General features: G+C 69.2%; 11 protein-coding genes and 1 pseudogene. 9 read left to right on the top strand and 3 right to left on the bottom strand.

The genetic code is table 11. The annotated features are described in order from the left end of the window. Positions 1–53: 53 nt before the first annotated feature. From JOC24_RS27355 to JOC24_RS27325, 7 genes and pseudogenes are all read left to right on the top strand, one after another. The gene (locus JOC24_RS27355) at positions 54–386 is read left to right on the top strand and encodes a hypothetical protein (RefSeq protein WP_205023072.1); all 333 of its coding nucleotides are present in this window, start codon (positions 54–56) and stop codon (positions 384–386) included. A gap of 88 nt (positions 387–474) precedes the next feature. After that, positions 475–1,011: a VOC family protein gene (locus JOC24_RS27350; protein ID WP_205023071.1), complete on the top strand. Its 537-nt coding sequence runs from the start codon at positions 475–477 to the stop codon at positions 1,009–1,011. Beyond that, positions 1,004–1,807: a MerR family transcriptional regulator gene (locus JOC24_RS27345; RefSeq protein WP_205023070.1), complete on the top strand. Its 804-nt coding sequence runs from the start codon at positions 1,004–1,006 to the stop codon at positions 1,805–1,807. Before JOC24_RS27350 ends, JOC24_RS27345 begins: the two co-directional genes overlap by 8 nt. Before the next feature lie 356 nt (positions 1,808–2,163). Further along, positions 2,164–2,712, top strand: a complete 549-nt coding sequence (locus JOC24_RS27340; RefSeq protein WP_239581064.1) for a hypothetical protein — start codon at positions 2,164–2,166, stop codon at positions 2,710–2,712. A gap of 435 nt (positions 2,713–3,147) precedes the next feature. Continuing rightward, a complete protein-coding gene (locus JOC24_RS27335; protein WP_205023069.1) occupies positions 3,148–4,653 on the top strand; it encodes a serine/threonine-protein kinase in 1,506 nt (501 codons plus the stop codon). A gap of 271 nt (positions 4,654–4,924) precedes the next feature. Continuing rightward, positions 4,925–5,123, top strand: a pseudogene (locus tag JOC24_RS27330) (transposase); the annotation flags it as partial. 198 nt (positions 5,124–5,321) lie between these two features. Beyond that, a complete protein-coding gene (locus tag JOC24_RS27325; protein WP_205023068.1) occupies positions 5,322–7,316 on the top strand; it encodes an N-6 DNA methylase in 1,995 nt (664 codons plus the stop codon). Between the two features lie 86 nt (positions 7,317–7,402). Here the strand turns inward: JOC24_RS27325 and JOC24_RS27320 are convergent, their stop codons facing one another. After that, complete coding sequence (locus JOC24_RS27320) at positions 7,403–8,488, bottom strand: S1 family peptidase (protein WP_205023067.1); 1,086 nt, start codon at positions 8,486–8,488, stop codon at positions 7,403–7,405. A 518-nt stretch (positions 8,489–9,006) separates the two neighbouring features. Further along, positions 9,007–12,933 (bottom strand): FxSxx-COOH system tetratricopeptide repeat protein, encoded by a 3,927-nt coding sequence (gene fxsT, locus JOC24_RS27315; RefSeq protein ID WP_205023066.1) that lies wholly within the window; start codon positions 12,931–12,933, stop codon positions 9,007–9,009. Between the two features lie 395 nt (positions 12,934–13,328). On the opposite strand from fxsT, the gene JOC24_RS27310 reads away from it, so the two are divergent. Continuing rightward, positions 13,329–13,598: a hypothetical protein gene (locus JOC24_RS27310; protein ID WP_307792765.1), complete on the top strand. Its 270-nt coding sequence runs from the start codon at positions 13,329–13,331 to the stop codon at positions 13,596–13,598. Between the two features lie 269 nt (positions 13,599–13,867). Then, the gene (locus JOC24_RS27305; RefSeq protein ID WP_307792764.1) at positions 13,868–14,374 is read left to right on the top strand and encodes a DUF4231 domain-containing protein; all 507 of its coding nucleotides are present in this window, start codon (positions 13,868–13,870) and stop codon (positions 14,372–14,374) included. A 173-nt stretch (positions 14,375–14,547) separates the two neighbouring features. Here the strand turns inward: JOC24_RS27305 and JOC24_RS27300 are convergent, their stop codons facing one another. Next, the gene (locus JOC24_RS27300; RefSeq protein WP_205023064.1) at positions 14,548–15,450 is read right to left on the bottom strand and encodes a S1 family peptidase; all 903 of its coding nucleotides are present in this window, start codon (positions 15,448–15,450) and stop codon (positions 14,548–14,550) included. Positions 15,451–15,681: the final 231 nt, after the last annotated feature.

The raw sequence follows: 15,681 nt of genomic DNA, 5'->3' as shown, positions 1-15,681 counted from the left end.
GCCGGTCAGGCGTGAAGTCGGTGTCCCCGCACACGAGGTGAGGCAGGCCCTGCGTGACTGAGCACGAGATCGAGCCGCCGGCTCGAAGGTCGACGACGAAGGCGATCGCCACGGCTCTGTGCGTCGCTCTCCTTCTGGTGCTGCACGCTGTCGGCGGCTTCTTCCTGCTGAACGCCCTTCTCGCCGAGTCCGAGGGCCCGTGGGACTCGAACGTCACCGGCACGGTACGGGCCCTGGCGGGGCTCGGCGTGGCAACCGAACTGCTGGCCGCCGCCGTCACGGTGGCATTCGTCTCGCTGGTGCACCTACGACGACGGTGGTGTCTGATCCCCTGCGTCCTGATCCTGGTGGCGGCAGTACGGATGGTGTCCGCGCCGACTCCGTGAGGGCCTGTGGGGTCCGAGGGAAGCGAGTGGGGACGCGATTCACGGGCCGGCTTGACCCTCAAGTCGCGTGAGGCTGAAGGCTGGGTGCATGAGCGACTACTACAACGCGTTCGAGACAAGCCCCGTGCCCGCTCCCGGCCCGGATGCGGTTCCGCCGGAGCTTTTCCGTGGCATCTACGGCATGCCCGCGTTCGTGACGATCCCCACGAACGATATGGAGGCATCGGTGGACTTCTGGACTCGCGGCCTCGGGTTCTTCGACCTGTTCAGCGTGCCCGGCAGGCTCGTGCATCTGCGCCGGTGGGCGTTCCAGGACGTACTTCTCGTCCAGGCGGCGGGCGTTCCGGAGCGGGCGCAGGCGATGAGCGTCAGTTTCTCGTGCGTGCTCAGCCAGGTCGACTCCCTTGTCGAGGCCTGTCGTGCCTTGCGCCCGGACTCGGTCGACGGTCCACGGGACACTCCCTGGAACACCCGCGACGTGGAGGTGATCACCCCCGAGAACGCGCGGGTCGTCCTCACCGCGGCCAAGCCCTTCGACCCCGCCAGTCAGGAGGCACGGAACCTTGAAGCCATGGGGATCACTCCACCGGCCGTCGTCCGCGACGACAATGGGGAGCATGCCTGATACCACTGACGCCGACGGCCTGACCGTGGGCCAGGTCTCGGCGCGTCTGGGTGTGACGGTCCGCGCTCTGCACCACTGGGACGAGATCGGCCTGGCGCGTCCGTCGCTGCGCACGACTGCCGGATACCGGCTCTACACCGCTGGTGATCTGGAACGGCTGCAGCGCATCGTCGTCTACCGCGAGCTCGGTCTCGGCCTGGGCAGGATTCGGGCCGTCCTGGACGACCCGGCCGTGGACGTGCCCGGTGCGTTGCGCGCACAGCGCACCCAGGTCGCTGAACGCATCGAGCGCCTCCAGCACCTCGACACCGGACTCGGCCGGATGATCGACGCCCACGAGCACGGCCTGCTGCTGACCATCGAGCAGCAGACCGCGATCTTCGGCCCCCGGTGGAACCCGGACTGGCCCGCCCGAGCACGTCAGCGCTACGGAGACACGACGCAATGGCTGCAGTACGCCGAACGCTCGGCCTCCCGCGGTCCGGAGGAGTGGCAGAGCATCGCCGATGCCGTCGCGGGCCTCGACCGCGCTCTCGCGGACGCGATGGACGCCGGAGTCGCACCCGGCAGCCCGGAGGCGAATCAACTCGTCGACAGGCACCGCGAAGTATTCGACTCGTACTTTCCGCTCTCCAGGCAGATGCAGGTCTGTCTCGGCCGTATGTATGAGGCCGATCCGGCATTCGCCGCCCACTACGACGGTATCCGTCCCGGTCTCGCCACCTGGTTCCGCCGAATCGTCGACGCCGGTGCACGCGCTCACGGCATCGACCCGGACACCGCGACCTGGCAGTAGGACGCGGTTCCGGGAGCCCCACGCTCGTGGGGCTCCCGGAAGCGTCACGAACCCGTAGGTGCTTCTGACCTGTCACCAGGTCTCCGCTGTCGTCACTTCCGCCCAGACCGTCTTGGCCCAGGCAGGGCCGTTGTACGGGTCACGGCATGCGGCACGCCCCGGTGAACCGTACGAACGCCGACCCGTCGGCGGCAGCCCCTTTCGGCAGGCGACCTTGACCGCCCGCCCCGGACGTCTGAGTGTGTTCCTCACCGGAGGTCAGCTCCGTGGCGGCAACACGCTTGCCACCACGCCACCGGGGCGGGGCCCGGAGGGAGTGACCGCCAGACGCGGGCCACGACGTTCCAGGGGGAGAGATGAGCACGGGAGTCATAGCGTTACTGGTCGCCGTAGTGGGCGTGGCCGGCACCCTGCTGGCCCCGGTCACCACCGCGTGGGTGACCTCGCGCTCACGGCGCCAGGAGTTCGAGCTCCAGCAGCGCGCCGACCGGACCGAGCGGCACATCGACGCCGCCCAGGCGAACCTGGAGCGTCGGCGTGACATCTACGTCGCTCTGAACTCCGGTGCCCGACGGTATCGGTTCCAGATGATGGCAGACCTCTACGCGGTACGTTCCGGAACAGACCCGGACCCTGCGACAGAGGTGGCCCGGGTCGAGTTCCAGGACACCTACGCCCAGGCACAGATGCTCGTCCCCGACGACGTCCTACAGCCCTGCCAAGAGGTCCGTGTGGCGCTCGCGGAGGCCAAGAAGCTCATGGAAGCGCTGGCCGAGGACGGTGGGCCCGACCAGCGGAAGTGGCAGGAGACGCACTCCTTCCTGATCCAGATGTGGGGCGCGATCACGGCGATGCAACTCGCCATGCGTCAGGATCTCGGCATTTCGACACCGCCTCACCCGTGAGATCGCGCCCCAGGGCCCCGTGCGCTCGACCGGGCCCTGGGAGCTGCAGGGCCGAGAGGAGCCCGGCACCGGTGTGGGCCCGGGGCCGCCGACCGCCCTCCGTCACCGTGCCCAGGTTCGTCCCCAGGGGGATCCCCACCACGCTGCACGGCTCGACTCCTTCTCCGTCTGACGCCGCCGCGTCGACCGAGGCGCCCGCCACTCTCCCGCGCAGATCGAGACTGTGCTGGGCCAGGTCGGGGAGATCGCCGGAGTCCGGCAACGCCTTGGTCATGGCTGGTCACGGTCACCGCGGCGAACGTCCCCACCAGGAGCCGGTCGGCTGCGCCTGCGAGGGCGTGAGGCTAATCCAGCTCCTCGTGGGTACCCGCGTCGGGATGGGCGTCGTCCCGGACTCGCCAAGGGTGCGAGCCCTTCGATGCAGAGGGAGTGGGAATGAGGCTGCGCGACTTCGCTCAGACCACAGCTTCCCGGTGTTCGGCAGAGGTGCTGAGCGGCCGGTACCGTTTGGACGGCCTCCTCGGATCGGGCGGCGCCGCGGATGTGTACCGCGGGTTCGATCTGCGGCTGAGACGACAGGTCGCGGTCAAGATCTTCCGGCCCGACGCCTGCACCGGCGGGGAGGAGACCTTGGTCGGCGAAGGGCTGATCCTGGCCCGGCTCCACCACCCCGGACTCGTTGCCGCCTTCGACGCCGGGCAGCACGACGGACGTACCTTCCTGGTCATGCAGCTGGTCCAAGGGACCACGCTGAAGGAGCGCATCGCCGCAGGCCCGCTGCCACCGGACGCCACTGCCGCACTCGGAGCGGGCCTCGCCCAGGCGCTGGGTCACGCACACGATGCGGGAATCGTCCATCGAGACGTCAAACCCTCCAACATCCTCCTGGACGATGCCGACCGGCCCTACCTGGCCGACTTCGGCATCTCTCGACGTCTGGACACAACCACCCGCACCGCCACCGGCACGCTCATGGGCACGCCCGCCTACCTTTCTCCCGAGCAGGTCCTCGGCCGACCCGTCGGTCGACCGGCGGACATCTACGCCCTCGGTCTGGTACTCCTCGAATGCCTCACGGGAAGGCTCGAGTACGACGGCGGTCCTCTTGAGGCCGCGATCGCACGACTGCATCGTCGCCCCGACCTGCCTCATGAACTGCCAGAACAACTGAGCCGCCTGTTGCGGAACATGACGGCCCTGGACGAGCAGGATCGGCCACCGGCCCGCGACTGTGCCCACGCACTGACCGCAGTGGCAGACACGGCCCCCATGTCCCTCGCCCCATCGACGCCGGCCACGACTCTCGTCGCTGCCCAGCAGCCGTCACCGACGGCCGGGCACACACACGCGAATCCGATCACCGCGATGCCCGACACACGCCCACGCCCGCCCGCGCGGAGACGTCTCCTCGTAGTCGGCACGGCCGCCGCGCTCACCGTTGCCGTGGCGACCGCGGTCGCCGTCACCGGCACCGGCAGCTCCGCACCGCAAGACAACGGCACTGTCACCACCGGGGTCACCGGCACCCCCAGCGACGCGATGAATACACCTGGCAACACAGCACAGAAGACTGCGCCGGCTACTACCGCTCCAGCGGCGCCGTCCTCGGGCCACAGCACCTCCGTCGACACCCGTCCCGGCGGCGTACCCCGGCAAGGCCTCCCCGTCACGTCCCGCAGCTCGAATGACGCACCCGCTGACAGCGCGGACGCCCACGGGTCAGCCGGCCGGGCGGCCTCGCCACGAGACAAAGACACTTCGGGAGCGCCACCGGGAAAGGGCCACGCGCCCCAGCCCTCCTTTCAACCGCCCGGTCAGGCGAAGAAGAAGGATGCGGCCGGGAGAAAGGGCCCGGAGGAGGCCGAATCGGCGACCGGGGACGCTGACGCGCACGCAACGCCGACCCAGGGGGAGCCTCGCGACGAGCCCTCGGAAGGTTGAGCCGGCAGCGGCCTTCGCCCCCGAGCCCACCACGTGCGGCCCGGCACCTCAACTCCCGGAAGTCCCGGCCACAAGGATGTCCACGACCCGCTGGAACAGCTCCCATAGCCCACCCGGCACCAGCCGCTGAACCAGGTCCATGCCCCCGGCGTAGCGACGATCACGCCAAATGAGACCAGTTCCGAGACCGTGTCCTACGTGGTGAGGCGGACGTTGTCCCGGCATGGGGCGGGGAACGTGGAGCTGGCTCGTGCCCGGCGGCCTGTGAGAGATCGTCAAGCCACTGATTCCGGAGCAACGGACACGGCCGCAGGGCTGCGGAACACAGAACGTGCCTGATGAGACGGTGTTCGCAGCCATCATCTACGTGTGTCAGCGGGTGCGCCTGGCGGTCGCCGCCGCCCTGCTTCAGACACGCCCCCACCCGCGGCCGCCACTTCAAGCCCAGCGCGTCGTGGGGCGCGGTCCACGGCGGAGGCACCCCACTTCCCGCGCTTCGGGAACCGGCCCGGTGCGAATGCACCCATATCCCCAAGCCTCGACATTCCCTACACGGCAACATCAAGGGTTCGACCTGTGAACAAAGTCAATGAGCGTAGTAGCCTGCCATGACTGAGGCCGCCGGAACGCCGACCCGCCCGGCCCGCCAAGGACCCGGAGACCCTCGAATGCGCACAACCAACGCCGTACCGGTCAGTCTCGCCGAGATCGCCCGGATCGCCGGCGTGGGTCGTGCGGCGGTCAGCAACTGGCGCCGCCGTCACGACTCGTTCCCGTCCCGCATCGGCGGCACGGACGTGAGTCCCCAGTTCTCGCTGTCCGAGGTGGAGCAATGGCTGCGGGACAACGGCAAACTGCACGATGTCGCCGGCCGCGAATTTCTGTGGCCCCGGTTCGAAGCACTCGGCAGCAGGGACACATCGGGACACGCCATCGCCGAGGCGGCCCGCAGGATGCGCTCCCCGCGAGCCCGTTCCACCCTGGCGGACCTCTCCGAGGAGGCGCGGGAGCTGGCCGGTGAGGCCGCCAGGCTGGGACGGAGCGACGGACCGCGCGAGACGTTCGAGTTCCTGTTGCAGCGGTGGCTGGACACACACGTTCGCCAGCTCAGCACCACACCCGCGCCCCTGGCGTCGCTCATGGCCCGGATCGCCCTCGACGCACGACTCGGTGAGAGCTCCGGAAGCCTGACGGTCTTCGATCCGGCGTGCGGTACGGGGCATCTGCCGGTAGCGGCAGCGGAGGAGTACACCGGCCCGGAGCTGACACTGGTCGGATGTGAACGCGATCCGGCGCTTGCCGCACTCGCCACAGCCCGCCTCGGCTTCGCGGCAGAGGGCCGGACGGACGTGCGTACGGAGATCGTGACGGCCGACGCGCTGCGAGCCGATCCGTTCGCAGGGCTGGGGGCCGACATCGCACTGTGCAACCCGCCGTTCAACGAACGCGACTGGGGCTACGAGGAGCTGGCCACCGACCAGCGCTGGACGCACGGGCTGCCGCCACGAACCGAACCCGAGCTGGCCTGGGTCCAGCACCTGCTGACGCATCTGAGGCCCGGCGGCACCGCCGTCATCGTCCTGCCTCCGGCCGTCGCGTCCCGCAAGGCGGGCCGCCGCATCCGGGGGTCGCTGCTGCGTACCGGGATACTGCGGGCGGTCGTCGCCCTTCCGCCGGGCTGCGCACAGCCGCACAGCGTCTCGCTCCAGCTGTGGGTCCTGCGTGCGGCCCCGCACGCTCCCGGCCCGGCGGGCCCGGTCGCTCAGGACGCCCTCCTGGTCGACGCGACGCGGCTCGCCAAGCCCGGTGGGCGCGAGCAGGGACCCGACTGGGGCACGCTGAACGACTTCGTGCTGTCCGCCGTCTCGCAGCTCGACGCACCGGACGGGGAGCTCCCGGACGGCGCCGTCCGGATCCCGCTGCTCGACCTGCTGGACGACGAGGTGGACGTCACTCCGGGGCGCTACACCTCTGCGGGCGGCGACCCGTCGGGCGTCGAGCTGGCGGCTTCCTGGGTCGAGCTGACCGGATCTCTCGGTCAACTGACCGAGCTGACGCAACAGTTGTCGAAGCTCGGACTCTCCGAGACTGATTCCCGCACGACGACCACGGTGGGCGACCTCGTGAAGGCCGGCGCCCTCACCCTGCGCGCCGGACAACAGCCGGCGGACGCCACGGTGTCTTCCCACCGTGACGCGGGTCTGCCCCTGCTCACCGTCGCCGATCTGCTGATGGACGGAAGTCCGAGCACCGAGGTCGCCCGCGGTGCCGGCCCGACCGTGGCCGAGGAGGGGGATGTCGTGGTCGCCGGGGTCGTCCGCGCGTTCAGGGCGTGGGTGCACGAAGGGCCACCGGTCGCCCTGGGGCCTCAGCTGTACGTCCTGCGGGTCGAGCCCGCGAAGCTGAACGCTCATTTCCTGGCCGGCTGCCTGCGCGCCCCGTCCAACGGCCGCCAGGCCGGTACGCACGCCTCGAGCTCGTCCCGAGTCGACATCAGGCGCCTTCACGTCCTCCAGCTGCCGCTGGAGGAACAGGGCTCCTACGCAGAGGTGTTCCGGCGCCTCACCGCCTTCAGGCAGTTGCTGACCAAGGCCGACGCGCTCGGCGAGCGGCTCGCGGACGACATCGGCGACCGGCTCTCGGCAGGCGGGCTGACGGGCTGACGGCAGCGGGGAGGCGAGAGATACGGAAAGCCCGCCCCTCGCGCGGAGGGGCGGGCTCGCCGGCCGTCAGGAGCCGGAACCGTGGGTCAGCCGATCTCGGCGCCGTACGCCGCCAGCGCCTCGGGCACCGGCTGGAAGAACGTCTCGCCGCCGGCGGAGCAGTCGCCGCTGCCGCCCGAGGTCAGGCCGATCGCGGTGTCGCCCGAGAAGAGCGAGCCGCCGCTGTCACCGGGCTCGGCGCAGACCGTGGTCTGGATGAGGCCGTTGACGATGTCGCCGTTGCCGTAGTTGACGGTGGCGTCCAGGGCGGTGACCTCACCGTCGTGGACCTGGGTGGTGGAGCCACTGCGGGTCACCGTCATGCCGACGGTCGCTTCGCCCGCCTTGGTGATCGCCTGTGTGGAGCCGTCGTAGAGGTCCACCTCGCTGGGGTGCGCCACGTCCGAGGTGTACTTGACCAGGCCGTAGTCGTTGTCCGGGAAGCTGGAGCCCTCGTTGGCGCCGATCTCCGAGCCGCCCTGCGTGTCGGACCAGCTGCTGATCCCCTCGGTGCAGTGCCCGGCGGTCAGGAAGTACGGCTCGCCGTCCTTGACCACGTTGAAGCCGAGCGAGCAACGTCCGGTGCCGCCCCAGATGGCCTCGCCGCCCGCGATGAGGGGCTTGAACTCCCCGTCCGACTTCTTCAGCTCGGCCTTGGAGCCGAGGCCCTCGACCACCTTGCTGAGCTTGTCCCAGGCCGCGCCGTCGACCGTACGGTCCGCAGTGACGACCATCTTGTTGCTGACCGGGTCGACGGCCCAGGAGGTGCCCGGGATGGTCGCCTTGTCGGAGAGGGTCTGGCGGGCGTCCTTCAGCTCGGCGAGCGTGTTCTGTACCAGTCTGGCCTTGCCACCGGCCTGGCGGACCTGCTCGGCCGCCGCCTCGTCCACGACGTTGACGACGAGGTTCTTGGCCTTGGCGTCGTAGTACGCGCCCGCCGCGTCGCCGCCCAGCTTCTTGTCCAGGCTGGCAGCGAGAGTTCCGGCCGAGTGGGCGTTGACGGTCCGCGCGTCGAACTGCGGTACGGCTTCACTGGCGTTCGCAGTCTGGAACGTCACTCCTGCTGCGACCAGAGCGAGGACGGCCGATCCGGCCATCGCCACGCGCTTGCTGGATATGCGTCGGTGCTTCAACTTCGACCTCCTGTGGGGCCGTGCACGGACAAGTGGGGTGTCCGGAACACGGAGGATGGGGCGCCCACTATTCCGATGTGGGCGGTGGCACACAAGGTCGACTTCCGGACGCGCACACGACGACGACCGTTCACCCGCGAGGTGTTCACAACCCGCGTGTCGTGCCACGTCGGTTCCGATTGCGAACACCCGGGGCGATGATCCGTCGGCAGCGGGTGAGGACTAGTCCTGTCCTGTAGTAGCCCCTGGAGTCCGGATGCCGTGGAGAGCACTCCTGAAGCCGAACGCCACCGGACGCCCTCGGACGTCCCGAACACCATCGGCTCGTCCCGACAGAGAGTGCCGTGCCGCCTCGGATGGGTCGTCACTGAACAGCCGGTGTGAAAGGGGCACTTGACGCTCCACCAGGACCGCGTGCTCAACCGGCTGCTGGAAGAGAGGTAAGCCGTGGCCAGCCGATCACGGTGCGGCTCCGGCGCCGGACACGTCACGACACGTCCGGCACCGGGCCCTCGGGCTCACACAGTCATGGGCTCCAGTTCACGGCGGAACCTTCTCTCGGTCCGCGCTATCCGGGTCAGCGGATGCTCGTCACCGAGCTGCCGGGCCAGCTCGTCGCCGGTCTCCGCCCGCAGCCTCAGCGCTTCGTCCTCGCGGCCCATCGCGTCGAGCGTGACCGCGATGTTCGAGGTCATGGCCAGGGTCTCCGGGTGGTGCGCCCCGAGGACCTCCCGCAGCTGACCGGCCACCGTGCGCTCCGTCTCCAGCACAATCTCGAGCCCGCCCCGGTCGGCCGTGGCGTTGGCCAGGTTCGTCACGGAGAACAGCGTGTTCGGGTGCTCCCGCCCGAACACCTCGCGCATCGAGGCGACCACCCGGGTCAGCAGCGCCTCCGCTTCCAGAGGCGCACCGGTTCCCGAGAGGTAGACGCCGAGGTTGTTCTGCGCGGCCAGGGTGTACGGGTGCTGCTCCCCCGGCACCTTCATGTACTCGTCCACCACCTCCTGCGCGGTGCCCCTGGCCTCCACGGCCTCCCCCGCGGCGAACAGGTCGGCCGCCATGTTGAGGTCGCAGGCCAGGGATTCGGGGTTGGCCGCGGTGTACTTGGCCCGGTACCTGGCCCGGGTGGCCACCGTCAGCCTCCGCGCGTCCTCGAGCTGCCCCGCCCTGCGCAGCGAGACCGCCAGGCTCTTGGCGGCGCTCAGCGTCGTGGGACAGGTCCGGCCGAGGGTCGCCTTGAAGCTGTCGTACGTACGGCTGAGCAGACCGACCGAGTCCTCGTACCGTCCGACCTCGCGCAGGTCGCGAGCCAGGCACATCGCGGAGGACAGGCTGGACGGATGCTCCGGGCCCAGGACCTCGGACCGCAGGTCGTAGACGTCCTGGTCGATCTCCCTGGCGCGTGCGTACTGCCCGACGCTCCGCAGGTTCAGCGCCAGGTTGTTGGCCGCGGCAAGTGTGCGGGGGTGCCTGTCGTGGAAGATCTGGCTGAACCCCTCGTGCGCCGCGGTCGCCAGCTCGATCGCCCTGCCGTAGTCACCGAGCAGCCCAAGGTCGATCGCCAGGCTGCTGGTGGTCATGTACGTGTGCGGGTGCTCCGGCCCCAGCACCTCCCGCTGCCGGTCGAGGGTCACCTCGTCCAGCTCCTTGGCCTCCACGAACCGGCCGCGGGTACGCATGATGTCGGAGAGGTGGAAGCAGAGGTAGAGGTACTGCAGGTCCCGGTTGCCGAGCATGTCCCGCCACGTGTCACGGAGCTCGTCCCCGAGTCTGCCGGCCGTCCGGACGTCTCCCCGCTTCCACAGGTAGCGCACCCGGTCGATGAGCAGCCTGCGGGTCTCCGGGTCCTTGCAGTTGCGCGCGTCCGACGGGCCGAGGTGCGGCCAGATCGTGGCGAAGCGCGGCCAGGTCCCGGGGTTGTCGATCGGCTCGTCGTCGTCGGGGCGGGCGCCCGCCAGGATGCGGTGGACGACGTGCCTGGCCTCGCGCTGCTCCTCCTCGCTGAGCTGGGCCCTGATCACCGCCTGCACCAGGCGGTGCACCTGGATGGAGTTCGACACCTGGTCGACCTTCGCCAGGGCGAACCGGCCGATCTCCCGGATGACCCGGCCGAGTACCAGCTTCTCCTGGAGCGAGGCGTCGTACGGCTTGAGTGCCTCGATCATCTCCTTGCTGTAGAGGAGGTTGGCGGAGATCGGCTCGGGTGCGAAGAACGCGCAGAGCTGGAGCAGCCGCACCGCGGCCGGCGAACGCTCCTTGAGTCGTTCGATGGAGATGTTCCAGGTGGCGGCGACGGGTTCCGGGTAGCCGGCCGGCTGGTTCAGGGCGAGGACCTGGGGCGCCTGGCGGGCCAGTTGCTCCAGGTAGCTGTCGATGGGGGTGGCGGTCTCCGCGATCCATGCCGCCGCCTGTTCGACCGCGAGCGGCAGGTCCCCGACGGCGGTGGCGACCTGGGCGGCGTCCTCGTCGCTCAGCCCCGGCGCACGGCGCTGCAGGTGCTCGACCGACTCCTCCCGCAGGAACACGTCGACGGGAAGCGCGTCACCGTGCTGGGACCACGACTGGTTCCTGGACGTGACGAGGATGTGGCCCGAGCCTCCTTGCGGGAAGTAGCGGCTGAGGCGCTCGGGGTCGTCGGCGTTGTCGAACACCAGCAGCCAGCGTTCCGATGGCACACCCCGCCGCAGCAGGTCCACGGCTTCCTTCGAGGCCGCCGCCATGTCGTCGCCGCCCTGGGCGCCGAGCCGTACGGCGAGTTCGGCGAGGCTCGCCACCACGTCGTCGATCTGCTCGGACGATATCCACCACACCAGGTCGTAGTCGGCCATGAAGCGGTGTACGTACTCCAGCGCCACCTGCGTCTTGCCGACGCCACCGAGGCCGTACAGCGCCTGCGGCTGCGGCGGCACCACGGCCATGCCCCCACCGAGCTGGTCACGCATCCGCTCCAGCACCAGGGAGCGGCCCGTGAAGCCGGGGTTGCGGGGTGGCGCGTTCCAGATCCTGGGGACGGTTCCGGGGAAGCGGGGCCCCGGGGACATCCCGTCGCCCAGCTGCACCGGCCGGTCCAGCGCGCGCATCAGGGCCGTCGTGGCGTGGACCTCGTCCAGCCGGAACAGGTCGACCGGATTCCGGTCGATGTACGGCGCGGAGAGCCGGACGTCGCTGACCCTGAGCGGCAGCAGCTGGCGCCGACCGCCCCCGGGGTCCTCGGAGACCGCCCTGTCCCACAGGTCCACGGCCCGCTGCGACTTGAGATAGGCACTGGAGAGCAGGACGACGGTGCGGGTCGCGGTCTCGGCCGCGTGCGCGACGTCCCCGGTACCTGCGGAGACGTCGCGCGGGACCACCCGGAAACCCGCCCGGGTGAGGACCGACTCGACCCAGTCGGCCCACATGCGGTTCTCCGCCACATAGCTGAGGAAGAGGTCGGCGGGCAGGGCGGGCCTGCGACGGGTGAACGCGTCACGGATGCGCAACCGGACCTCCTCTCCCACCGGGGGCATGGAGGTGACCTCGTGCTGCGTGACGACCGCGGTGAGGCGCTCGAAGGCGGACAGCAGCGAGTTGCTGAGCCCGGCCTCGTCGCCGAAGGTGGCGAGGGTCTCCTCGTACGCGTAGTAGGGGCGGTAGGGGATCTCCACCGCGTGCCAGTAGGCGGCGAGTTCGTCACCAGAGAGATCACGCGGCAGCCGGTCGAACTTCAGCCGGGCCAGGGCGCGGCCCGCGTCGACCTTTTCCTGCTCGCCCTCGTCGATCCGCATCGGGACGGGGAAGATCGAGATGGGCCGGCCGGTGTAGCGCTCGGCGATCTGCCGGGCGACCGAGGCCGCGCCGTCGATGGACTGGTCGCTGAGGGTGAAGCAGTCGACGAGCACGTCCGGGAGGTGGACGGTGCAGATGTCGGCGATGTCGCTCAGGCCCGTGCGGCTGTCGATGAGGACGTAGTCGTAGTTGGCCTTCATGTCGTCCCGCAGGGCGTCGAAGAAGTGGCCGCCGCCGAGCCGGTCGTAGAAGTTGTCCCAGTCGAAGGTGGAGACGGTCGCGGAGTACTCACGGTTCTGGCGCCCGGCGGAGACGAAGTCGAGCGTTCCGCCCCGGGGGAACTCCCAGCCGAGCGTCTCGGGGGTGAGCGAGACGGCGTGCGGCTGGATGCGGGCGTAGTCGCGGTGCCAGTCGTCCGCCCGCTGGGCGGGGGCGGTCGCGGCCCAGGCGTACTCGGTGATCAGGTCGATCACGCCGGTGGTGGCCCCGAGTGTCGAGGGGTCGAGGAAGGGGTGGAAGAACCGGTGGAGCCCCGGGGCTTCCAGGTCCCAGTCGACGGCCAGCACCCGCTTGCCGTTGGCGGCGAGGATCCAGGCGGTGTTCGCGAGGGCCATGGTGCGCCCCGTGCCGCCCTTGTACGAGTAGAAAGTGACGATACGCCCGTCACGACCGAGTGTCATACGTCCTCCGCATCCGTCGCAGGGTCGTGCATGCCAAGTGATCCGCAGGTCGACCAAGGGACCCTCAGTTGTCAACGTCCGGTGCGCCGGCGGTCGAGACGTCACCTGACTCAAATGCGGCTGCGCTACCCGGTCCGCAACTCGACCGACCAAGCCGCTCAGGAATCCCGACCATGACCAACAGCCTACCGACCCACCAAATGGGATGACTACTCAAAAGGCATCTCTCCTGGCGGAAGTGTTCGGTAATGCGGTGTCCGCGAATCATTGGACGGGTATTGGTCCGACAGAAGCAGTGCGAAAGATCTCCGGCGAGGCTGCGACGGTCCGGGTGCGCTCGGGGGTGGGCCCCCGCTGTCGCATTCTGGTGCGGGACCGACGGGTGTGAGCACTCTGTGGAGCTGAATGTCGATGACGACCTGGCTTGGGGTGGAAACACTCAGCCAGTGGCCCTTGGCTCGCCGGAGTTGAGCGAGGACGGCAGTCAGGCCGCCATCCGGGGTCGTCTGACTCTCACGGGAGAAGGTGGAGCTGTGCTGCGAGTGGGAGACTCACAGCTCCTGTTCGATGTCACCGATCCGTCGCCGCTGGTTGCGGTTGACGGAACGTGGGTCGCAGTCCTTGCCGGGCGCGACAGCATCAGCCTGTATTTCTACTCGCTGTGATGCACACGAGGGCGAGGTGACTCGGTCGCCGTTCAGCCACTTCGCCGGTTCAGGGTCGATTCGTGAGTGGGACTGCGACCCCTGAGGTCGATCACAACCTTGTCGATGAAGGCTTCGGAGCAGTGGGCGCGATGATCCGACAACGGGGGCTCCCAGCGAGTCCGGGGCCGCAGGGTTGACCGGATCGCTCCACCCCCGATGTACTCACCCTCATGCCCAGTAAGGATGCCGCTGCGTCGACCACCTCACACCCCATTCCGTCCCGACCTGTGACCACGGTGCACGACTACGTGGAGAGCAGGCTCGACCAATACCAGGCCTGGTACGACCGGAAAGCCGTAAAGACCAAAGCGATGCATCTGCGGATGCGGACCATGTCCGTCGTGGGCGGCGCCTTGGTCCCCGTTCTGGTCAATCTTGACCTACCGTTCTCAAAACTCACGGCTACTGTGCTGAGCTTGGTAGTGGTCGGCTCCGTCTCATTGGAAAGCGTCTACCGTTACCGCGAACAGTGGAAGAACTACAGGTCCACCGAACAGCTACTCGGCCACGAACGTATCTACTTCCAGACCAAGGTGGGCCCTTATGCCGGACTCTCGGAAGGCGAAAGCTTCACCACTTTAGTCGCCCGCGTAGAAAGTGCTATAGCCAGCGAGAACTCGGCAACTCTCAACGTGATGACTCTGGGCGGCCAAGTGAACGCCGACGTGCAAACCACACAAACCGCTCCGGTCCGCCAGGAGAGCCAGCCAGGATCCATCGGCTCAGCACCTTAGCGATCGTGACTGCAGGTCACGAGGCAGGCCCGTGGGAAGCAGGCGCACCTCGTGTGGATGAAGGCCGACCGCGGCGGCACCACGGGCACGCCGAGCCATCAATCGGCCCGCCCTGCGGCCCTCAACGGCGCAGCGACACGCCTGAGGGCCGCCGGACGGAAAACGCGTGGACGTCAGAACACGCTGACGCCGTACGCGCTCAGTGCTTCGGTGACCGGCTGGAAGAAGGTCGTCCCTCCGGAGGTGCAGTCGCCGCTGCCGCCCGAGGTGAGGCCGATCGCCCGGGTGCCCGAGTGGAGAGGGCCGCCGGAGTCGCCGGGTTCGGCGCACACGTTGGTGCGGATCATGCCGTAGACGATGTCCCCGCCGCCGTAGTTGACCGTGGCGTTGAGGCCGGTGACGGAGCCGCTGTGGGTACCGGTGGTGGAGCCCCTGCGGGTGACGGACATGCCGACGGTGGCGTTGGCCGCGCTGGTGATGTCCTGGCTGCCGACTGTGCCGGACTTGGTGACCGACGTGTTGGTGTAGCGGACGATGCCGTAGTCGTTGGTCGGGAAGCTCGATCCCGTGGTGGTGCCGAGGACCGTGGTGCGGGCCGAGTCGGACCACCAGGTGCCGGCGCCGTCGGTGCAGTGACCGGCGGTCAGGAAGTAGTAGGTGCTGCCGCTGCGGACGTTGAACCCCAGGGAGCAGCGCCAGCCGGACGCGTAGATCGCGTCGCCGCCCGAGATCAGCTTGCTGAACGTCCCGGGGGTGCGTTCGATGCGCAGGGCCCCGGCGTTGGCTCCGGCCGACTCCTTGATGTGGTTGATCTCCGCCTGGGAGACGGTGCTGTCCACGGTGACGACGAGCCGTCCGGTCGCCGGGTCGACGTTCCAGGCGGTCCCGGCGACGTCCGCGTCGAGGACGGCCTCGTCGGCCGCGCCGAGTTGGCTCGCACTGTATGTTCCGGTCTGGTCGGCGCTGGCCGTGGGGACGGCGAGGGCGGCGACGGCCACGAGGCCCGCGGAGACGGCCGTGATCCGGCTGCGTCTCGCCGTGCCGCCGTTGCGGGGGTTGGTGCGCTTGATCCTCACTTCTCGTTCCTCCCGAGGGGAGTCGGGGGCCCGCGTGTGGGGTGGCCGGGCCCGTGAGGCGCGGTCATGAGACACGACAATGCTCCGGGACGCGTTCGTTTTCCGGAGGCTCGTGCTCCTGACTGGCGCTGCTCGGGAGTATCGGGGGGCGCCAACGTGCCGCGCAAGGATGCGTTTTCGGCCGGTTCGGCACGCTCGGATGCCGGCCCCGGCAGCCCCGGGGCTGCTGGG

The organism is Streptomyces sp. HB132, assembly GCF_016909575.1.
Lineage (GTDB): Bacteria > Actinomycetota > Actinomycetes > Streptomycetales > Streptomycetaceae > Streptomyces.
This window is presented reverse-complemented; position numbering and strand designations above follow the sequence as displayed.

Excerpts from the sequence above, each read along its gene's own strand:
- JOC24_RS27350 (WP_205023071.1), top strand. The coding sequence starts at position 475 with ATGAGCGACTACTACAACGCGTTCGAGACAAGCCCCGTGCCCGCTCCC.
- JOC24_RS27345 (WP_205023070.1), top strand. The coding sequence starts at position 1,004 with ATGCCTGATACCACTGACGCCGACGGCCTGACCGTGGGCCAGGTCTCG.
- JOC24_RS27340 (WP_239581064.1), top strand. The coding sequence starts at position 2,164 with ATGAGCACGGGAGTCATAGCGTTACTGGTCGCCGTAGTGGGCGTGGCC.
- JOC24_RS27335 (WP_205023069.1), top strand. The coding sequence starts at position 3,148 with ATGAGGCTGCGCGACTTCGCTCAGACCACAGCTTCCCGGTGTTCGGCA.
- JOC24_RS27325 (WP_205023068.1), top strand. The coding sequence starts at position 5,322 with ATGCGCACAACCAACGCCGTACCGGTCAGTCTCGCCGAGATCGCCCGG.
- fxsT (WP_205023066.1), bottom strand. The coding sequence starts at position 12,933 with ATGACACTCGGTCGTGACGGGCGTATCGTCACTTTCTACTCGTACAAG.